The sequence below is a fragment of the Leptospira alstonii serovar Sichuan str. 79601 genome (genome assembly GCF_000347175.1).
Taxonomy (GTDB): domain Bacteria; phylum Spirochaetota; class Leptospiria; order Leptospirales; family Leptospiraceae; genus Leptospira; species Leptospira alstonii.
On record NZ_ANIK01000032.1, the window covers coordinates 5,001 to 25,322 of the forward strand.

Below are 20,322 nucleotides of genomic sequence, written 5' to 3' on the forward strand. Positions count from 1 at the left end.
GGAGATTTAAGACCATTTCCGCCGGAAAACGACTATAACGGAGGAGTTGTTGTCTTAAGCAAATGGCCCATCGAAGAAAAGACACAATATATCTTCAGCAATCACGGATGTGGTAACGACTATTACTACGATAAAGGATTTGCTTATGTAAGGATCAATAAACACGGGCAGAAAATTCATATCATAGGAACCGACGTTCAATCGAAAAATTCATCGTGTTCGGATTCGGGACGGAGTGTAAGAAAACATCAATTCTACGAAATCAAAAAATTCATCGATTCCAAACAAATACCGAATACGGAAACCGTTCTAATCGTAGGAAGTTTGAACGTGGAAAAGGGTAGTGAAGAATATCATAATATGCTTACTATTCTGGGATTAAACGAGCCTAATTATGCGGGTATACCTTTTACCTGGGACCCGAAAAAGAATGCAATCGCCGCTTATGACGGTCGCGATAAAACTCCCGAATATTCGGAGTATATACTCGTTTCCAAAGGACATTCTCAACCTCCTGTTTGGCAGAATTTGGCGTATGATCCGATTTCCCCGACTACTTGGCAAGAATTCGGATATACGAGTTACGAATTTTCTGATCACTATCCCGTTTACGGATTTTTTTACGCGGATGCTTCCACTCCGACGAAGTCCGCACATAGAAGAAAATACGATCAAGTTTCCTTCATGTCCGTAGAAACCGGAAAAAAAATTCAGGCCGATCCTAAGAGAGCGGACGGATGGTTACAAGTGGACGCTCCGAACGAAACGGATTTTACGAAGTTCAATTTATTTCAGGAATACAATCCGGATTCGAATTCCAATTGTATCGTAAGCGGGAGTATTCGAATCGAACCTTCGCAGTATTTAAACTTTTATTGGACCTGGTGGCTCGGAGGAGGGGGAGGAAACTACGCTTACTATCCCAAGTTCAACGACGGTTCCAATCGACTCGAAATCAAAATCATCGGCAAGGAAAAATGTTTGGAATCGGGGAGCGCAATCGCATTCAAAGATTATGATACTCTTTCCGCAGGATATTATTACCTTACGAATTGGGACAGGGGAAGTTGGAAAGAATATGTCTATCTTTGGAAGACGTATACCGGTTCAAGAGAGCTTTTTTACGCTCAATTGAATACAACGCCGGAAAAAGATTGGAGTAAGGATCTGATCTATCGTTAGATTTTTTCCCATCCTCAAGAGGAGACGGAATGTCTCCTCTTGATTTGTATATTCTACTTTTCTAAATTAGGATAGATTCAAGCTCTGAAATCCTACTCGATTTTTAGATTTGAACTCGTTCCCGCTCTTCTTTCAACGCGTTTGAAAGTAACCGCTCACCCGGTTGTCCGGGGCCCAATCGTTTTCACCTTTTTTTGTCATATTGATCCAAACGGTCTCGTTATTACCGTTTGATTTTACGACGTCTTGAAGTTTTTTGTTTTCATAAGGAGTTTCGGGAGCGACGAATTGGTAACGACCAAGACCGGATTGGTTTGTTTGGTCTACTCCGTAAAAGAGGCAGGCGCTACTACCGTGACCCCAAGGGCCGCTATTACCGGAGGTCACAGCCCAGTTTCCTGTCTGCGTATCTCTGCATGCAAATTGAAACTTTGCGTTACAGTGAAAAGCCGACCATCTTCCGTTCAACCAGATCCGCGCGCAGTTTCCTCCTTCATAGCGAGGTTCGGATTTGTCCCAAGACCAAAGGGCTTGTTTCGCCAAATCGGAATCAAACTGATCGATTCCGAAAACGTTGACTTCGCAGGCAAGCATGGATTGAATACCGCTATTCGTAAATGAATCGCTCGGGTCGGGAGTATTTTTCGAGGTGGTACCGTTGGAAACGCGAACGAAGGAATTTTTATAAATCTCTCTCGAAAAGTTACAATCCGGATATCCTCGAAAATTTTTCGGTTGGAACGTGGAAAAGAAATTCTTTTTAAAGTAAGCGCTCCATGTTTCAGAACCCGCGCCGCTTTGGCACGTGTCGCTCATGAGAAGAATTCGGGAGCCTGTCTCCGCCATACGACCCAACTTCGGCATTTCGGACGCGGAATAACTATCCGTACACTTTCCGGAATGATTATATAACCATCGACCCAGAACATTTGTCAAGGCCTGAAGAGCTTTGGAATAATTTCCGTCGAGACGATCTTTTACGTAAAGGAGCAGGATCTCGTTTTGATTTTCGGATTTCAGCATCCATTGACGAATTTCCTCCAATCCGTCTTGAAAAGAACGATCGTTGATATTACAACCCTTATGATCCTTTTCATTTTCTCCGCGACAAAGAAGAAGTTCTTTGCTACCTCTTTTGTTGAGAGTCCAATGAACTTCCAATTCGATAAAACGCGCGCCTAAACGAAGTTGATCGCTGAGAGTATATTTCTGATTCGATGCAAATTTCGCATAAGCGCTGCTGTTAAACGAATTGCGGGTTCCGTAAAAAAGAGTCCGATTGATCGGAACGTTCATGTTGATTTGAGTTTTTCTTTGTAAGGCAAGGGCCTTATTCTCGGACGATTTTTCGAAAACTTCCACGGGATTTTCCGCCGGCTTCGCTCTACTTGCATAGAGACTTCCGACGGTTCCCAGTAAAAGAAAACCGAATGGAATTATGATTTTTCTTTTCATAAACTTTTCACCTCTTAAATTATTTTCCGCCTTTCTCCGAAAGGAGAAACTCGCAGATTTGAAATGATAAAAGAAAGATGGGAAAACCGCTTATTCTCGGCTTATGAAACGATTATTTAAAACGAAAAAGGAAATATTTTTCACGAATTTTAAATTTTTCATGACATATTCCACTTTGAGATCAAAAGGATATACTCTAATTCGACGGTTGGAAGTTTGCGCTGGCCCGCGCTTTCGCATCGGTTATACCGATCTCGCGCCACTCTATGTTGCGAAACGTTTCGAATAAATAAGTCAATATCGAAATTATACTATTTGCAAAAAGTATAATGTATTTAAAAATTAAATTACAAAAATATAATATATAATCGAATTTTAAGCAAGAAGGTTTGGGCGAATCGCTCGCAAATTTCATAGCAAAAATGGCTCGCGACCGCGCTTTTTCGCTCCAATCAACAAATTGATGGTTGACTCGAAAAACGAAACGCTCTCATCGTTCCAATTTGTTGATTCCGCTTCAATCGCTTTCGCATTGGTTATACCGATCTCACGTTACTCTATGTTGCGAAACGTTGTAAGAGTTTTGTTTCAAAATCGGAAAGGAAATTTGCAGGAGTTCCCACGTTTCCCAGGTTTTAGAACTGGTTCTAATTTACTTTTGTAATCACGATTCGTCCTTTGTTATCGATAAAATGGGGGCAATTTCCCTCACAAAAGAGCGTATAATTGGTATTGATTACTAGTGTCGTAATAAACGCGGATCTTCTTAAATTCCCGGCGGTTGCCGTGTCCGTACAAACCGTCGTTTGACCCTCGCCGCGGGCGACGATACAAACGGGAGGTACGGTATCGAAAGGCGTTCTATAGTTGTACGGAATTAAAGCGAGCTTATTTATATAATCCGAAAATTGAGTTGACGTTAAGGTTTCTATATCCTGCTTAAGGACGACGGCAATTGTACGGCGAAGATTCTCTTCTTTTTCGTTAAAAATCTGGATCTTATAACTTCCCGGTTCCGGATAATCAAACGTCGCAAATACTCCGAGGCCGCTGCTCATCGAACTGTAACAGAAATTAGTTCCATCTGTCAATTTACCGATATAAGGACTTCCGAAATTTGACCAGGAGGTGTAGTTCGTTATAAGGCCCTGTTTACAGGGCGGAATCATGGCAAGTTGAATAACGGCTAACGTTTTCAGATCGTCCGTCGGATCTTTTTCTTTTTTTCCCGCCGGATCCTCCAAGATCTGACAGGATAAGATTAACATAAGAACGACTAACGTTATACGATTCATAATTTCCTTTTAAGTAAGTGACATCAAAATTTTAACCGTCGCGTTTTTGCAAATGAATTTTCGGTTTAAAAAAGCGAACGTCCTATTCGATTTCAAAAGAACAATCCGTTAGACACAATCTACGTACAAATCAAGGACGAGTTGGACAAACTTCGAAGGGAAACGTAAGAATTCCAAAAAGGCGCTTTTGAAAAGAGTATCCTCCGGAGGAGTTTGAAAAAAAATCGACAAAGAAGGCCTACTATGATTCAAGAATCGCTCGGAGAAGTTCAAACCGGAAAAATTCCGTTAAAAGGAAGAACCTTAAAGGAACTATCCGAGATCATGGTTTCTCTCGGAGAAAAACCGTTCCGAGCCAAACAGATCTATCACGGTTTATACGTAAACCGCTACGAATCTTGGGAACAATTTACAACATTCTCCAAAACTCTCAAAGAAAAACTCGAAGAACTTTGTTCACTCACTCGACTTCAGGTCGTAAAACATCTTAAGTCCGTGGATGGAACACAAAAGTTCACGTTCACATCCGAACACGGGAAAGAATTCGAAGCCGTTTGGATTCCGTCCGGAGACGGAGGAAGAAAAACGATATGTATTTCTTCCCAGGTAGGTTGTACTCTCAATTGTAAATTCTGCGCGACTGCAAAATTAGAATTTCAAGGAAATCTAAAGGCAAACGAAATCGTGGATCAGGTTCTTCAAGTGGAAAAGATCGTAGGCGATAAGGCGACTAACGTTGTTTTTATGGGAATGGGGGAACCGTTACACAATTACTTCAACGTGATACGCGCGGCTTCCATTTTTCACGATCCCGAAGCGCTCAATCTGGGAGCGAAAAGAATTACGATTTCCACATCGGGAGTCGTTAACGGGATCAGACGTTTTATTGAAAACAAAGAACCTTATAACTTTGCGATCTCGCTCAATCATCCGGACCCGAACGGAAGATTACAAATCATGGACATCGAAGAGAAGTTTGCCCTACCCGAACTATTACAAGCCGCGAAGGATTTTACGAGAGAGTTGAATAGAAGAATCACTTTCGAATACGTGATGATTCCCGGGGTCAACATGGGATCCGAGAACGCGAACAAACTCGTAAAAATCGCGAGGTCTTTGGATTGTAAGATCAACGTGATTCCTCTTAATACCGAATTTTTCGGATGGAGAAGACCCACAAGGGAAGAGGTCGCGGAATTCATAACTCTTTTGGAACCGGCGGGAGTTCCGATTCTCAATCGAAGATCGCCCGGAAAAGATATCTTCGGCGCTTGTGGAATGCTCGCCTCAAAAAGTTGACCTCAGCTTTCGTCCCTGAAAAATGGGGCAATGAATCTAAAAAGAACTCTTATTCTTTTTTTATGTCTTTCCTCTTTCGTTTCCTGTCAGGAATACGTTCAGCAAAAATGCAGTTCCGCTTGTAAGTTTTTCGTTCAGTGTGCGGTGGACGAGTTTAAGAACGTAAAAGTAACGGACGCCGAAAAAAATCAAACGATGATCGATTGTGAAAGCGGTTGTATCCGCGAACAAAGTTTTGTACTTCCCTGTTTCGAATCCGAAACCACATGCAAAGGTTTTAATACTTGTGTGATGGAATCGGGATTTATGGATTGAAAAGGAGATCTTATGAATCAAATATCCGCCGACGACAAGCAGCCGATTTCCGTTCGGGTACTTTTTGTTCTTCTGATCGTTTCCGTTCTTCCTTTGATTCTTACTCTTCCTTTGGATGTGATCGATATCGATTCTTCCCAATACGCCGAAATTTCAAGGGAGATGGTGGAAGGAGGAAATCCTTTTTTTATCAGAGACAACGGAAGAAGGTATTTGGATAAACCGATTCTTACGTTCTGGAAAATTTCCCTTTCTTTCCTCGTGTTCGGTTATCAAAATTTTGCGTTTCGTCTTCCGGCTCTTTTGTTCACTTTTCTTTCTTTCTGGGGAATGTTCAAACTCACCGAACTTTATTCGGGAAGTCGTCTGAGAGCTTGGATTGCGGTGTTTTTGTACGCCCTTTCTCCGGGGCTTTATTCGATGGTCGTGGATCCTAAGATCGACGTTTATCTGACGCCTTATCTGATATTGGTCCATACCTTTTACTATTTGGGTTTTAAAAAGAATAAGAATTATTATTATCTAATGTACTTTGCGATGGGGCTCGGTTTTATCACCAAGGGGCCGATCGCGATGGTGATTCCGGGGCTTTCCATCGGAGGGGATATTTTATTTCGAAGGGATTGGAAACGACTATCGGAAATGAAACTGTTTCCCGGCGCTTTACTTGCGATTTTTCCTCCTATTTTGTGGTCGATTCCCTTGTATCTTGAATTTCAGACTTACGGTCCTTATTTCTTTTTATGGATTCAGTCTTTCGGTCGTTTTTATGTGAAGATGTACAATCAGAAATTCAATCCTTTGTTTTTTTATTCCAATTTCTCCTGGGCGTTCGGAGTTTTTATTCTTCCTTTTGCCGGATTCGTTTTCGATCGACTCCGGGTTTTCCTTAAGGAAGGAAAGTTAAAGGATGTATTTAAGAATATTCTGAAAAACGAATATAAGGATCGGGATTTCGTTCCCGGTTTCTGGCTATTTCTATTTTTGTTTTTGATCAGCTTTTCCAGATACCAACTTCCGCAGTATATCTATTGGTGTCTTCCCGCGGCGGCGGTGATCGGTTCCGGAGTGTTGGAATCGATTCTACTTTCTCTCAAAGGCGGTAAAGAGATTCATTTTATCGATAAGGTCAATCAAAGTCTTCTTTTGTTTACCGCTGCGGCTTTTTTAGCTGCGGTTTTCATCCTACCTTCGATCAGCATTCAAGTCGGTTGGAGTTATCCGATTCTTCCTTTGGTTTATCTTGGGATTTTTCTTTGGGTATTTTTTCGGACTTCAAGAGAGGGCAGGCTGCTCGCGTCCTGGATTTTCCCCGTTTCTCTTTTTTTCTCGATCGTGAGTTTGTTTCTTTATCCGATGCTTACTTCGTATCAACCTTCTAAAGAAATCGGAACTTTGATTCGTGAGAACGAGCCGGGCAAGGAAAAGTTATTTCTGTTCGGAGTTCCCGCTTCTAAAAGATCCTATGCGTATTATTCCCGGAGAATTTCCAGGACCTTATTCGATCCCGCGACTTTAATCGAGGCCGTTCAAAAAGACGGTGAAAGTTATTTGGTCGTTCAGGACAAGTGGCTGCCTAAGATGGATGAGTTTTTCGGCAGCGATCTTCAATTCGAAACGGTCAAAGAATTTCCTTCTTACAAGGTCGCAACTCCCGAAGGTAAATTTTTCCTAAAAGCGCAAAGGGATCGGATCGTCGGTAAAGTGATTGTGATGAAGGCTACTTTAAGAAGTTCTCGGAAAAAATGAGAGTTTTTTAAAAAAATGCGGGGGAATTTTACGTTTCTCCCGAAAAATGAATTAGGCTAAATTGTGAGCCTGGTTTGGTTTTGGTCCCTGGGTAAAACCGGGGACTACTTTTCCCTAAAACGCGGGAACTCCCCGCAGGTTTTGCGTTTTTACTGTAAAATCTTAACTTAACGTGAATTCGTGGAGAAAGTTTGGGCGAATCCGGCCTCGGGAAGGCCAAGGCCGGACCGCGCTTTCTGCTCTGATCAACAAATTGATGGTTTGCTCGAAAAACGAAATTTCTTCGTCATTCCAATTTGTTGATCTCGCTTCAATCGCTTTCGCATTTGTTATACCGAAACTCGCATTAATTAACCCTTATTTACTAAATTCCCGCTTTAAAACGCGGGAACTCCCCGCATTTTTGTAGAACGGTTCAACTCGGATATTTTATGTCTGATTGTAGATAAAATCTAAAAGAAATGGGCTCAACTCAAACAACGGTAAAACATTTCTTTTACAACGCGGGGAAACTCAATGCCGCGGCAGGGATGGAGGCGGAGTCAATAAATTGGGAATGAAGGAAATATTTTTCATAACGTTCTTATTCGTCAATTTATTGACTGGAGCCGAGAGCCCGGTCCATTCCCTTATAGGCAAAGCCGCAGGGAATGGAGCCGCCCTAAACGAATCCCTAAAAATCATGCGATTTGACTTGCGGGTTTGTTTGTGGTTGAATCGAATGAGAAGTAAATGGAAGTAAAAATCACGGAAGTTGGTCCGCGCGACGGACTTCAAAACGAAAAACGTCCGGTGTCAACAGAGATCAAGGCGGAATACATTCGGCGTTTGGTTCTATCGGGTTTAAAATATATAGAAGCGACGTCTTTTGTAAAAAAAGAATCGATTCCTCAATTGGCGGATGCCGCAGAACTTTCCGCGATCTTGGATTTGAACGGTTCCGTTCATTATTCGGCGTTGACTCCGAACATAAAAGGTTATGAATTCGCCAAGAACGCCGGTTACAAAGAAGTTGCGGTTTTTACAGCAGCTTCCGAATCCTTCACAAAAAAAAATATCAATCGAACGATTGCCGAGTCTATCGACGGATTTAAGGAGATCTTTCAACTTTCAAAAAGCGACGGTATTCGGGTTCGCGGTTATGTCTCTACCGTGATTGATTGTCCTTATGAAGGTAAGATCGATCCGAAGAAGGTTTTGGAGGTTTCCAAGATTCTTTTGGACTTGGGCGCCTACGAAATTTCTCTCGGTGAAACGATTGGCACGGGAGTTCCCGCAGAAGTGGAAAGATTATTGGAACATCTTCTCAAAGAAATTCCCGCCAATCGACTCGCGGGGCATTTTCACGATACCTACGGAATGGCAATTGCGAACGTGGAAAAAGCGTTTTCGATGGGAATTCGTTCTTTCGACTCTTCCTCGGGAGGATTGGGAGGATGCCCTTACGCTAAAGGAGCCGCCGGAAATTTAGCCACCGAAGATCTGGTGTATTTTCTAGAAAAATCGGGAGTTCCCACGGGAATTGATCCAGCCCTTTTATGGGAAGCGTCGGCCTTTATGGAAAACGCACTCTCCAGAGAATTACAATCGAGGACGTATCAGGCGACCAAAAAGAAAAGGGAGTCTTGAAACATTCTTCTCAAAAAATCAAACAGGTTCTGGAAAGAATCTTTTTGGAATATCAAACATCGCAGTATCTTAAGACCGATCCGATAGAGTTCCCGCATTCCTATTCGGAGATTCAGGACCGGGAAGTTTCCGGTTTGATTTCTGCATTGTTCTCTTACGGAAACGTCACCGCAATCAAGGCGCATCTCAAGCGACTACTTGCACTTTGTGGGAACTCTCCGCATCAATTTCTTTTAAACGGAGATCTCAAACTCATCCGTAAAGAATTAGGCCCTTATCGTTTTCAAAAACCTGCCGACACATATCTTTTTTTACGAACGATACAAAACAAACTAAAGAAGGCAAAAGATCATAGACTTGAGTCCCTATTTTCTTTACCTGAAGAGGGAGAATTTAAACTTTCCCCAAAAGATCAAAAATCGTTTGCAAAAGGCGAAACTTTAAGACGGAGAATACTTTCTTTCCAACTTCGATTTTTGGAGGAATCCAGAAAGATCGACTCAAAACAAACTGAAAGTTACGGATATAAATTTCTAATCGGACAAGGAGTTCGGACGACTTCCTTAAAGAGATATTCCATGTATCTGAGATGGATGGTTCGAAAAGAATATCCGGATTTGGGAATTTATACCACGATTTCACCCGAGGAATTACAATTTCCCTTAGACGTTCATATTCAAAGAATTGCAAGTGTATTACGGATCGGTTCCCGCCGCACAGCGGATTGGAGAAAAGCGGAAGAAATCACGGATTTTTTTCGTACGGTTTTCCCGGACGATCCGGTAAAAGGGGATTTCGCTCTCAGTCGATTGGGAATATTAAGAAAATGTAAATCAATGTATATCCGAGAACTTTGTGAAACCTGTAGAATCAATACGATCTGCAAAGTTTACGAAAACAAATCCTTCAAAAAGACCAAGGGATTGACTTCCAATACAGGTTAAAACCAATTCCAAATTTTACGAAGTATTCCGTAAGGACTGGGTACATATGTCTTCTCGTCGAATTCGTTGAACAGAACGTATTCGTAATTATTCATAAAGAATTCTGCGAATGACTTTTGTGCTTAGGTTGAAACTCCAGATAAAAGAATAACATTCGATTTTCTGTACATCTTTTCGAATTTTGAGATATCGTTTTGATAATTTTGATAATTGCAACTGAATTAATAAACAATAAAGTAAGCACCTAGATACTCCGTGAGTCGCTGCCAAAATACTAAGTTCGGCCCAGTCTTCAGGATGAATTCGCGCGTTGAATTTGACCAGAGAGTTTCCTTTCTTTTGATATTTGATCGTGAGCGCCTGGCTATTTAATCTTTTTCCGACTTTCAAATTCGTTGAGTGGTTGTTTAGTAAAAGTCTAAGATTTTTGCCGATTTTTTTCCGTTCTGAAATCGGTAGTTGTTGTAACAGTTTGAAAGGAATCAAAAAACTGCATGTAATCTTCGGGCTTTTTAAGGAAGAAATTATCGAATCTTTGTTTATCCCCATGCCCGTACGGTTCTCGGGAAAGCAAGAGGAGAGCGTTATTTGGCTATTTTTTTAATAAAAAATCCCTCTTTTAAAAAGGAGGATTTTAGAGGAGTTCCCGCAAAATACCCCATTAACAGAAAATCTCATCTAGAATACGAAAGTACCAACAAGAACCTTTCCAGTTTTCGAGAAAACCGTTGTGTCCGCCGAAATCTTGGATGGAGATTCTCACGTTCTTGTTGGGATGAAGGGAAAGGAAAGACTCGCCTCGAATAATCGGATCGTCCTTTGCCGTCAGAATGGTGGTCGAAACTAAAATTTGAGAAAGTTCTTTTTCACCGAGAGTATAAGTTCCGAAGTAATGATCCAAATCTTGAAACTCGTCGGTTGAATCAATGAGTTTTTTGGTCATTTTCATAACGGATTTTTCCTTAAGAATTTCGTCATAAGGAACCAATGCGGGAAAATGAATTTGTTTTTTCCGAATCGATTTTTTCCATTTGTTAAGAAAATAATTACCGATGATGAGTTTACCATCCATTAGAATTGTTGCATCTTTCGGATGGATCGCGGGCGAAATGGCGACACATTCCTTGAGTTGATTTAATTTTTTTTCCGATTGAGAATGGACTCGCGCGATTCTCAGAGTAAAGTTTCCGCCTAAAGAAAAACCAGTGATAAAAACCGGAACATCCTTGTCAGCAAAGAATGTGGCTTTATGAACGGCTTCGTATGTTTCTTCGATCAGACTTCCGTTGAACGGTTCCGGATTGAGATGATGTGTATCTCCGTGATCCCTGTAATTTAAACGGAAAATATCGTATCCTTTTTCATAGAAGTAATGAGAAGTTCTCAAGATATAAGTTGAATTGATGCTTCCTTCCCAACCGTGTAAAAGAATCAAAAATCCTTTGGCCTTTTGATACTTTTGTCGACTCAAGGAGCCTTCCAGTTTTACACCTTTGCCCGCGTCTAAAACGATTCTATCGGAATCGCTTAAAAAAGGCATTTCTTTCGGTAAATTCCAAGCGAAAGAAGCAAGGGCCGTCTGGAGAAAAGGGGATTTTAGAATACCAGGCGGATTGAACTTTGGGGTTTTGAGATTTTTAGGGTAAAACGTTTTTGAAAGCATGGGTTTTTCCGGAAAAGTTTTTTAGACGATCGGAATTAAGCAAATTTCTTTCGAATCATTCTTTCAACAATAACAAGATAAATGAACGTGAGTTCGTGGAGAAAGTTGGGGCGAATCCGGCCTTGGGAAGGCCGGACCCATCTCGCGGAGCGAGACTTTAGTTTCATTGAGCGATCCGTGAAGAGCGAGACATTGATCTCTTGCGTCACTCTAAACTTACCGAACGCTTCGTAAGGGGCCATTAGAGAACTCAACTCCAACTCAACACTCCCGGATCGTGTTGCGGGTCAAAATATAATGATCAACAATTGAGGGTTTATTCTAAAGGCGAAATTCTTTCGTCATTCCAATTTGTTGATCTCGCTTCAATCGCTTTCGCATTGGTACTCACGTTAAATTATCATGGAATGATAGCAGAAAAAAACTGGCCTTTAGAACAGTTTCTAAAAAATATACGAACAGCGCATAATTTCATGAATTTAGGAGCTCATCTTAAAGTGAAGAATCTACACGGTCCTTTGTATTCTTTTTCGGTTCTTTTTCGGTTTGGATTCTTTACCCTGATTCTATTTTTCTTATATTCTTGTACAACTTTAGAATTGAGTTCCGTAAGAGGAGGCGATTCGGCGAAATCGACCCTCGATTCTCAAAAGAATTCTAATGTTTCTTCTTCCAGTTGTAAATCGAACGGTAAAAAACACCAATGGTATGTTCTTTTCGGTTCGGTTCCGATCAATAAAGTGGATGTTTCGGAAATTCTTCCCGATCCAAATCGTACGTATCGATTGATTCTGAAAACAACCTGGTTAGACGCGATACTCAGCACGTTCTTAGGAATCGCGGCTTCCGTTACGCGTAAAACCATCGACGTCGAAAGTTGTGATTCTAAAGACGTTGCTTCCGCAAAAGTTCCGGTTTCGACTCCTTCCGAAAAACCGGAAAGAGAAGTTTCCAAGGTCGATACGGCAAAGATCAAAGAAGATTTTATTAAACAGAATGAAAAACAATGGAAAGAGGAGTTGCAGGAGAAAATCCATTCTTCTTTAAAAGAGGAACTGGAAAGCTCTTGGAACAGAGAGGTGAAACAATCGAAAAATCTTTCCATCCTGTTTTTAAAGTCGGGTGAAATTGCGAAAGGGACTGTGACCCGAATGGACGGAGACGGAGTTAAATTGTTCTATAAGGGCAAAGAGAGAACCTTTCGTCGGTCCGATGTCCAAAGAGTTAAGTTTCAAGATTAAGGCGATTTGATTATGACAAACTTTCAAATGCTTTTTTTAAGAATCTTTCTTTCTTGTTTTCTATTTTTGAACTCGGCCTGTTATCTGAACCCTCTTTTCAAGGATCTCGTTTCCCCCGACGAAGAGAAAGATTCGTTACTTCCAATTCTGCTTATCTTAATTGCGGGAACTACCGCACCGCCTGTAATTCAAGGGGAAACTATCTTTTTTCCGTCAACCGGTCTTACTTGGATGCGTTGTTCGCGCGGCCAAACGTACGATTCGGCTACCGACTCTTGCATTGGATTTTTAGTTTCTCCTCAATATTGTTCCTCTTCGGACAATCAGTGTAATGGAGCTTTGGGGGGAACGTTGACTTCGGGGCCTGCTTTCAATTCTTGCTCTTCTTTCAGTGTTTCCGGTAAGACGATGACTTGGAGAGTTCCCACACATGCAGAATTAAAGGGGATCGTTTTTTGTTCTAATGGGACGGATCTGGCTAATTCGAAGGATAATTCCAAAACCTGTTCCTCGACTGTGGGAACCAGTTTTGACGTTCCTACGATCCGAAAAGATTGGTTTCCTGGCAATCCAACCGGGAACTTGATTGAATTTTGGACAAGCACAAGCGACCCTTTGAATTTAGCCGCTGCTTGGAAGGTCAATTTTACGACGGGATTCACAAATACGAACGCCGCAAAAAATGTCTCGGGTTATCTTCGCTGCGTTAGTAATTCCCGCTAAAAGTATATTCATTGATTTCTGAAATCCGACCTTAAAACGCGGGAACTCCCTGCCTTGATTGAGTTTTTACTGTAAATTTCTAAAACTGTTTCGCTGATTTCTGACCTCAAAACCCTATTTCGATTTTTTTGAAAAAACTTCGCGCAAAGGATCGAGGCGGGGTCCATTCCCATTCAAAGTTTATACTCGATGTATCGGTGGATAGAATGGACCGGAGCTGAGAGCCTGGTGGTCGGGTTGTTTCAAAAAAGTTTTCTTTTTTATGGGAAATACCCGACCATGCGCCCCAAATGCTCTTCTAGGAAACAAAATTCTACACCCATCTTTTATGACCCTTTGTCCGACAGACAACGAGCCCTAAAACGCGGGAACTCCCCAAAGTCACAAAAGATTCTCAATTGACAAAAAACAAATAAATCAAAAATTGTTTCCAACTGGAAGCATTTGATAATTCATAAGTCTGTGTCCGGTGGTGAGCCGGTAAAAAGTAGGAGATTCAAAAATGAGCTTGGCTTCGATTTCGATTCAACGACCGATATTCGTTACTTGTACGGTCTTAATCATCCTGATTGCGGGATATCTCTCGATGAACAAGTTGGGAGTAGACTTGTTTCCCAACGTGACGATTCCCGTCGTAACCGTGACCATTCCTTATCCCGGAGCTGCTCCTAACGAAATCGAAACCCTAGTGGCAAGGCCGGTCGAAGACGAACTTTCCACAATCTCAGGGGTAAAAAGAGTCAAGTCGGTTTGTAACGAAAGCGTGGGCACAGTCATCGTAGAGTTCACACTGGAAACGGACGTAAAATATGCGGAGCAACAAGTTCGAGACAAGGTATCCAGTGTAAAACCCAAGTTACCCAGTGACGCAAAGGAACCCATCATTCGAAGAATCGACCCGGCGGATCAACCGATCTTAATCGTCGCGCTCAGAGCCGAAGAACTACCGGAAGCGGAACTCTATGATATCGCAAACGAAGAAGTAAAACAACTTCTACTTTCGACTAAGGACGTAGGAAACGTTAACATTTCCGGAGGACGTAGGAGAGAGATTCACGTAGAACTGGATCGAAACAAACTCAAAGAACATATGATTCCAGCTTCCGTCGTATCCAATCGACTTGCTTCGGGAGGAATGAACATTCCCGCCGGAAAAGTAAGTAAGACCGATAAGGAACTCGTATATAGAACGATCAACGAATTTCAATCTCCTCAAGAAATCAGAGACACTCCGATCTCGCTTTTTGGAAACGAGGTTCCGATTAAAATCGGACAATTGGGAGAAGTCAAGGACACGTTGGAAGACGAGACGTCCAGAGCTTACTTAAACGGTAAGAAAGCGATTTTTCTCATGGTATATAAACAATCCGGATCGAACACGGTGGCCGTCGCACAAGAGGTAAAAAAGAAAGTGATCGAGATCAATCGAGATCTTTCAAAACGTAAGGGTTCTCCCGTATTGACCTCGACGAACGATTCTTCAATAACGATCGACAATAATATCTACGACGTGAAAGAGACCATCATCATCGGAATCATCCTCACGATCATTGTCGTATTATTGTTTTTAGGAAGCGTTCGTTCCACTTTGATTACGGGACTCGCGCTTCCGAACTCCTTACTAGGCGCGTTTATCTTGATGGCGATCGCCGGTTTTACCGTGAACGTGATGACGCTGCTTGCGCTCAGTCTCGCGGTCGGGCTTCTCATCGACGACGCGATCGTAGTTCGGGAAAATATTTTCAGACATAGGGAGATGGGTAAAACGGCTCGAGAAGCTTCCATCGAAGGAACCAAAGAAGTAACGCTTGCGGTGGTCGCAACTACGATGACCGTGATCGCGGTGTTCATGCCGATTGCGTTTGTCAGCGGGGTCGTAGGACAGTTCTTAAGAGAATTCGGATTGACCGTATGTTTTGCGCTTCTCATTTCCCTTTACGACGCTCTTACGATTGCACCGATGTTATCGGCTTATTTCGGAGGTAAGGTCGGAAATCACGCACACAAAACGACTTCCGATTCGATTCCCGATATCACGACTCAAGCCGTAAAGGGGAAAACAAAAAGCGCCGGAGCAACCACCGCTCTGGAAGAGATCGCCTATTCCAAAATCCGTTCGCAAAACAAGTCCTCTAAGGGAATTATATCGGTAATTTTTTCTCCGATTACGTTTGTTCTCGGCGTATTGGAAAGAGGTCTGGATTCTATATTAAGTATTTTTAATGTTTTTCAATCTTGGATGGAGGACAAATACGCGTCCGTCCTGAAGTTCACGCTTAAAAGACCTTTTTTCATACTTTCCGGCGCGATATTGATCTTCGTCGTAAGTTTGGTTCTTACCAAGTTCATTCCGAAAACTTTCCTTCCCGCGCAGGACGAGGGTAAATTTTCCGTTACCTTGGATATGCCTCCTGGAACTTCCGTGGAAAAAATGGGTAAGGTAGCGCAAGAAGTGGATCAAAAGATTCGCTCGTTTAAGGAAATCAAGTTGGTTTCCATGTTCAACACCAACCGCAGCTCGAGCATGTTCGTGGAGATGGTACCTTCCCACGACCGGAAGATGAACACGACCCAGTTCAAAGCGTTTCTGAGAAAGGAACTTTCCGAATTTTCTTATGCCAATCCGATCGTAAAGGATATAGACAACATCGGGGGAGGGCAAAGGCCTTTCGTTCTTACGGTAAGCGGACAAAAGGGAGAAGTGGTGGACGATTATGCGAAGAAGTTATTCGAACGACTTCAAAAGTCTCCCGCGCTTTTGGACGTGGATACGAGTTATAGAACGGGGTCTCCCGAATTTAGAGTGGTTCCCGATCGGGAAAAAGAAGTCCTTCTCGGCGTTCCCGGAACGATCATCGGAACGGAACTGAGAACTCTTGTGGAAGGAACTACTCCGGCGGTTTATCGAGAGAACGGAGTCGAGTACGACATCCGAGTTCGATTGAAGGATTCTCAAAGGGATCTAAAGGACAATTTTTACGATTCATTCGTGCCGAACTTCAACAACAGACTGATTCCGATTCGAAACGTTGCAAGGGTGGAAGAAACGACCGGTCTTGCTACGATCAATCGCCTCAACAGAAATAAATCCGTTGAGATCTATGCGGACGTAAATCCGAAAGGCCCCGGAATGGGAGGCGCGATGGAAGAAGTCGCAAAGATCAGTCAAACGGACCTTCCTCTTCCTCCGGGTATTAAGATCGGTTATACGGGACAAGCGGAGAGTTTTAAGGAGATGGGAGTTTCGATGGCGATCGCAATGGGACTCGGGGTTCTATTCATCTACATGGTTCTCGCTTCCCTCTATGAAAGTTTTATCACTCCGATTGCGATTATGCTCGTATTGCCGCTCGCGCTTTGCGGCGCCTTTATCGCTCTTTTTGTGACTCAAAAATCCTTGGATATTTTTTCCATGATCGGATTGATCATGTTGATCGGGGTTGCGACTAAGAACTCGATCCTTCTTGTGGATTTTACCAATCAACTTTTGGCTCAGGGCAAGGATATGAAGGAAGCGATCATTGAAGCGGGAAGAGAAAGACTTAGGCCGATCTTGATGACTTCTTTCGCTCTCATCGCGGGTATGTTGCCGATCGCGATCGGGCTCAACGAAGCTTCTCGTCAGAGAACGAGTATGGGTGTTGCGATCATCGGCGGATTGATTTCTTCGACGATTCTTACTTTGGTTGTGGTTCCGGCGGCGTTTTCTTATATCGAAAAATTGAATCAACTCATAAGAAGAAATTCTCCGAATCCGGACGCATGAGGAATCAAAGGGAGTTCAAGTTTTCTCGCCCGATTTTGAATTCTTTTCGAATTCAAAAAAAGTTTCATAAATTGTGCGAGTAGGTGGGAAAGAGTGATGGAGCAAGATGAAGTAAAACATCGGATTATGGATAAAGCGCTTGAGCTTTTTCTAAAATACGGTTATGCGAAAACCAAAATGGAGGAAATCGCAAGAATCCTGAAAATCTCCCGTAAAACTTTGTATAAACATTTCGAAAACAAGAATCATCTTCTTTTCGAAATTCTCTCCCAAAAACACGGCGTGATGAGCGCGAGACTCGAGCAGATCAGCGAGGACGATTCGCTGTCGGTGCATGAAAAAATCCAAGCGATCAACGAATTCAAGATGAGTCAGTTCCCTCCCGGAGCGAACGAGCTCATCTTGGAAATCAGGGATCAGGCTCCCGATCACTACGCTTATATCAAAGAAGTGCGAATGGAATCCGTTTCCAAATCGATTCAAGCGTTGGTAAAACAAGGAATCGAAAAGGGAGAGATTCGAAAGGATTTGAATCCGACGATCTTTGCCGCGCTTATTAATTCTGCGATTGAAATGACCGCGACTCCAGAGCTTCTTGTAAATTCTCCGTATTCAATGATGCAGTTACAGGGAGAAATCCACGGAATTCTTTTTTACGGAATCATGAATGGTCTCGAAACAGGATCGGTAGGGAACGTTCAGTCCAGAACCGCACTTACCGAACGACTAAAGACATGAGTTTCACGAAAGCTGAGAACGGCTTTTGGAACCAGAACGAAATGCTGTAGGAGTTCCCGCGTTTTGTGAAACTAGAGCGTCTCGCTTCTATTGGCGCTCGACGGGTTTGGGAACAGGCTCAGGTGGATTATGTCAGCAATATTTGTGTAAATGACTGCTTTAAAAAGAATCGAGTATCACCCACCTAAACCTTAACACCTAAAACGCGGGAACTCCCCCTAATTCCTCGTAGTTATCACCTAAAATGCGGGAACTCCCGCCTAAACTCTAACATCTAGAAACGTTTTCATCTTGTTCCATTCGATTCGAATTTCGTTCAGAGTCAGTTCACCTCTACCGGAATCTTCCGAGATTTTTTTCAGGATCGGTTGAAGTTGCCCCGCTTGTTCCAAGGAAATGACCTCACCGGCGTCCTTTAAAATGCAGAAGACCGCGCTTTTTCCGGATTGGCTCGTAAATTCGATTCGATCTCCTTCGGGTCTACCGATCAAACTTGCGTCAAACGCGCGATAGGCGCCCTTTTGCAGATGTCGAGTTTTAGCGACTCCGTCTTGATGAATTCCGGATCTATGAGAGATCACGTCTTCGCCGATCAAAGGCGCCTTTTCATAGATGGGAATTTCCGAAAGATAAGAAACCAAACGAGACGTTTCATAGATCGCGGAAAAATTCAAAGGAACATTGACCCCGCAGTTGTGAAGGGCGACCGCAACCTCGTAAGTGTTCGTGTTTCCGGCTCTTTCACCAAGACCGTTTAACGCAGTCTCCAATTGAACCGCGCCCGAAAAGTAAGATTCAACCGTGGTCGCGGTCGCCATTCCCAAATCGTTATGCGTATGAATCGAAATTTTCGTGTTCTCGGGCAACACATTGGCGACCGCCTTCACCATAGAAATGAAAAGCCAGGGACGATAACGTTCCACCGTGTTCGGAAGATTTACGACGTCGGCCCCGTAATTCAACGCGGTTCGAAACGCCTCCGTCGCAAAATCCAAATTCTCAAGAGAATCTCCGAAATGTTCTCCCGAAAATTGAACCTCTCCTCCGGAGCCGAGGAGACTTTTTGCGTACGCGACGGAAATGGAAATTCTTTCCAAAACTTTTTCGGGACTTATCTTCAAAACGTTTTGAATCGTAAACGCGGAGATGGGATAAACGATATGAATTCTAGGTTTCGGCGCGCGTCGGATCGCCTTCCAAGAAATTTCTATTTCCTTTTCCACCGCTCTGGAAAGAGAAGAGATCACAACGTTCTCCGGTGCGATGGAAGAAAGATAACTGCATGCTTCGAACTCTTGATCGTTTGAGGATGCGAATCCTACTTCGATTCCTTGTACTCCGAGTTTTAAAAGTTGTTTGAAGATCGTTTCTTTTTGATCCAGATTCCAAGGTTTGCGAAGGGCTTGGTTGCCGTCTCTCAAAGTCACGTCCATAAAAAAAGGCGGATGTTTGGGAAGAGGATTGTGAAGAATTTCCGAAAAGCATCGGTCTTCTTTTTGATTTTCGGAAATGGAAATGTCGCGAACGACGTCTGTGTTTCCCGATTTTGAAACTTGTTTCATCGTTTTCTCCTTTTACCGGCCGGTTCCAGGAGCGGGGTTTCCGAGCAGAGAATTCTCCGGAAACAAAAAAGCCCACTCCGGGAGGAGCAGGCTCGTGTATTTTTTTTACAACTCTACCGGCTCCCCCTAACTAAGGAGGAGGAGAAGTTCAAGACCGAACTGTAGTAGAGTTATATTACGAAACATAGGATATCAGACTCGAAAAGATTCTAAAAAAATACAAGAACTTTTTAAACTCGAATCGATTTGTATTTGTAGAAACGATGAAAGGTCCGTTGTCCGCGAATACGATCTCGTTTGAAAATCTCCCGCGAGTGGAAACGTTATTTTAACTTGAATTCGTGCAGAAAGTTTGGGCAAGGGACCGCGCTTGAACATAATGTTTCAATCTGCAAAGCAACATGTTATCTTATTAGTATATTCCAAAGTATTCATTTTTAGACAAAATGGCGCCCCTTCTGGGCTTGAAAACCGTGGGTTAGATGCGAAGCATTTACCACAAAACAAGAAAACCAACAGAAGGAACGTAATGAAAAGAAAAGTATATGTAGGAATGGATGTCCACAAAGAAACGATCAGTATCGCGTATTTAACGAGCAATTCAAAGGAACTGGTGAAAGAACAACAGATAAAGCATAATGAGGTTCAGATTAAAAAATTTGTAACCAAACTGAAATCGGAATGGAACGAAATACATTGTTGTTACGAAGCAGGAGTAACCGGGTATCCACTTTACAGATATTTAAATTCCTTAGGAGTGA

15 protein-coding genes and 1 pseudogene (1 of these 16 cut by a window edge) are annotated in these 20,322 nt (G+C 42.6%); 11 read left to right on the forward strand and 5 right to left on the reverse strand.

Features of this window, described 5'->3' with window-relative positions:
• Positions 1–1,182 carry the 3' portion of a sphingomyelin phosphodiesterase gene (gene sph, locus LEP1GSC194_RS07645; protein WP_081605056.1) on the forward strand. Its footprint begins 495 nt before the window's first position, so only the last 1,182 of its 1,677 coding nucleotides appear in the window; its start codon lies beyond the left edge, outside the window; its stop codon occupies positions 1,180–1,182.
• 132 nt (positions 1,183–1,314) lie between these two features.
• Here the strand turns inward: sph and LEP1GSC194_RS07650 are convergent, their stop codons facing one another.
• Together LEP1GSC194_RS07650 and LEP1GSC194_RS07660 are read right to left on the reverse strand one after the other, a co-directional pair.
• On the reverse strand, positions 1,315–2,637 hold the full coding sequence (locus LEP1GSC194_RS07650) for a hypothetical protein (RefSeq protein WP_020773060.1): 1,323 nt from the start codon (positions 2,635–2,637) through the stop codon (positions 1,315–1,317).
• Between the two features lie 647 nt (positions 2,638–3,284).
• Complete coding sequence (locus LEP1GSC194_RS07660) at positions 3,285–3,932, reverse strand: hypothetical protein (RefSeq protein WP_020773058.1); 648 nt, start codon at positions 3,930–3,932, stop codon at positions 3,285–3,287.
• A gap of 243 nt (positions 3,933–4,175) precedes the next feature.
• Between LEP1GSC194_RS07660 and rlmN the strand changes: the two genes are divergently transcribed.
• From rlmN to LEP1GSC194_RS07690, 5 genes are all read left to right on the forward strand, one after another.
• Positions 4,176–5,231: a 23S rRNA (adenine(2503)-C(2))-methyltransferase RlmN gene (gene rlmN, locus LEP1GSC194_RS07665; protein ID WP_020773062.1), complete on the forward strand. Its 1,056-nt coding sequence runs from the start codon at positions 4,176–4,178 to the stop codon at positions 5,229–5,231.
• A 30-nt stretch (positions 5,232–5,261) separates the two neighbouring features.
• The gene (locus LEP1GSC194_RS07670; RefSeq protein ID WP_020773068.1) at positions 5,262–5,546 is read left to right on the forward strand and encodes a Cys-rich protein; all 285 of its coding nucleotides are present in this window, start codon (positions 5,262–5,264) and stop codon (positions 5,544–5,546) included.
• Between the two features lie 12 nt (positions 5,547–5,558).
• The gene (locus tag LEP1GSC194_RS07675) at positions 5,559–7,295 is read left to right on the forward strand and encodes an ArnT family glycosyltransferase (protein WP_020773057.1); all 1,737 of its coding nucleotides are present in this window, start codon (positions 5,559–5,561) and stop codon (positions 7,293–7,295) included.
• A 732-nt stretch (positions 7,296–8,027) separates the two neighbouring features.
• Positions 8,028–8,924, forward strand: coding sequence for a hydroxymethylglutaryl-CoA lyase (locus tag LEP1GSC194_RS07685; protein WP_020773078.1), 897 nt, complete (start codon positions 8,028–8,030; stop codon positions 8,922–8,924).
• On the forward strand, positions 8,921–9,868 hold the full coding sequence (locus tag LEP1GSC194_RS07690; protein ID WP_020773077.1) for a TIGR02757 family protein: 948 nt from the start codon (positions 8,921–8,923) through the stop codon (positions 9,866–9,868). Before LEP1GSC194_RS07685 ends, LEP1GSC194_RS07690 begins: the two co-directional genes overlap by 4 nt.
• Before the next feature lie 87 nt (positions 9,869–9,955).
• Here LEP1GSC194_RS07690 and LEP1GSC194_RS23575 read toward each other — a convergent pair whose 3' ends face one another.
• A complete protein-coding gene (locus LEP1GSC194_RS23575) occupies positions 9,956–10,417 on the reverse strand; it encodes a DUF1564 family protein (RefSeq protein ID WP_017809535.1) in 462 nt (153 codons plus the stop codon).
• A gap of 112 nt (positions 10,418–10,529) precedes the next feature.
• On the reverse strand, positions 10,530–11,531 hold the full coding sequence (locus tag LEP1GSC194_RS07700) for a YheT family hydrolase (RefSeq protein WP_020773072.1): 1,002 nt from the start codon (positions 11,529–11,531) through the stop codon (positions 10,530–10,532).
• A 497-nt stretch (positions 11,532–12,028) separates the two neighbouring features.
• Between LEP1GSC194_RS07700 and LEP1GSC194_RS07705 the strand changes: the two genes are divergently transcribed.
• The 4 genes from LEP1GSC194_RS07705 (at position 12,029) to LEP1GSC194_RS07720 (ending at position 17,999) form a co-directional block, all read left to right on the forward strand.
• Positions 12,029–12,772, forward strand: a complete 744-nt coding sequence (locus tag LEP1GSC194_RS07705; RefSeq protein ID WP_020773067.1) for an LIC_13076 family protein — start codon at positions 12,029–12,031, stop codon at positions 12,770–12,772.
• A 12-nt stretch (positions 12,773–12,784) separates the two neighbouring features.
• The gene (locus tag LEP1GSC194_RS07710; RefSeq protein WP_020773070.1) at positions 12,785–13,495 is read left to right on the forward strand and encodes an Lcl C-terminal domain-containing protein; all 711 of its coding nucleotides are present in this window, start codon (positions 12,785–12,787) and stop codon (positions 13,493–13,495) included.
• Positions 13,496–13,997: 502 nt separating this feature from the next.
• Positions 13,998–17,261, forward strand: coding sequence for an efflux RND transporter permease subunit (locus LEP1GSC194_RS07715; RefSeq protein ID WP_020773075.1), 3,264 nt, complete (start codon positions 13,998–14,000; stop codon positions 17,259–17,261).
• A 96-nt stretch (positions 17,262–17,357) separates the two neighbouring features.
• On the forward strand, positions 17,358–17,999 hold the full coding sequence (locus LEP1GSC194_RS07720; protein ID WP_020773066.1) for a TetR/AcrR family transcriptional regulator: 642 nt from the start codon (positions 17,358–17,360) through the stop codon (positions 17,997–17,999).
• Between the two features lie 260 nt (positions 18,000–18,259).
• Here LEP1GSC194_RS07720 and leuA2 read toward each other — a convergent pair whose 3' ends face one another.
• Positions 18,260–19,561: a 2-isopropylmalate synthase LeuA2 gene (gene leuA2, locus LEP1GSC194_RS07725; RefSeq protein ID WP_020773069.1), complete on the reverse strand. Its 1,302-nt coding sequence runs from the start codon at positions 19,559–19,561 to the stop codon at positions 18,260–18,262.
• Between the two features lie 529 nt (positions 19,562–20,090).
• Between leuA2 and LEP1GSC194_RS22200 the strand changes: the two are divergent.
• Positions 20,091–20,322 (forward strand): annotated as a pseudogene (locus LEP1GSC194_RS22200) (IS110 family transposase); the annotation flags it as partial.

Bases quoted from the DNA above. Each gene is read 5' to 3' on its own strand.
- LEP1GSC194_RS07650 (WP_020773060.1), bottom strand. From the start codon at position 2,637: ATGAAAAGAAAAATCATAATTCCATTCGGTTTTCTTTTACTGGGAACC.
- LEP1GSC194_RS07660 (WP_020773058.1), bottom strand. From the start codon at position 3,932: ATGAATCGTATAACGTTAGTCGTTCTTATGTTAATCTTATCCTGTCAG.
- rlmN (WP_020773062.1), top strand. From the start codon at position 4,176: ATGATTCAAGAATCGCTCGGAGAAGTTCAAACCGGAAAAATTCCGTTA.
- LEP1GSC194_RS07670 (WP_020773068.1), top strand. From the start codon at position 5,262: ATGAATCTAAAAAGAACTCTTATTCTTTTTTTATGTCTTTCCTCTTTC.
- LEP1GSC194_RS07675 (WP_020773057.1), top strand. From the start codon at position 5,559: ATGAATCAAATATCCGCCGACGACAAGCAGCCGATTTCCGTTCGGGTA.
- LEP1GSC194_RS07685 (WP_020773078.1), top strand. From the start codon at position 8,028: ATGGAAGTAAAAATCACGGAAGTTGGTCCGCGCGACGGACTTCAAAAC.
- LEP1GSC194_RS23575 (WP_017809535.1), bottom strand. From the start codon at position 10,417: ATGGGGATAAACAAAGATTCGATAATTTCTTCCTTAAAAAGCCCGAAG.
- LEP1GSC194_RS07700 (WP_020773072.1), bottom strand. From the start codon at position 11,531: ATGCTTTCAAAAACGTTTTACCCTAAAAATCTCAAAACCCCAAAGTTC.
- LEP1GSC194_RS07710 (WP_020773070.1), top strand. From the start codon at position 12,785: ATGACAAACTTTCAAATGCTTTTTTTAAGAATCTTTCTTTCTTGTTTT.
- LEP1GSC194_RS07715 (WP_020773075.1), top strand. From the start codon at position 13,998: ATGAGCTTGGCTTCGATTTCGATTCAACGACCGATATTCGTTACTTGT.
- LEP1GSC194_RS07720 (WP_020773066.1), top strand. From the start codon at position 17,358: ATGGAGCAAGATGAAGTAAAACATCGGATTATGGATAAAGCGCTTGAG.
- leuA2 (WP_020773069.1), bottom strand. From the start codon at position 19,561: ATGAAACAAGTTTCAAAATCGGGAAACACAGACGTCGTTCGCGACATT.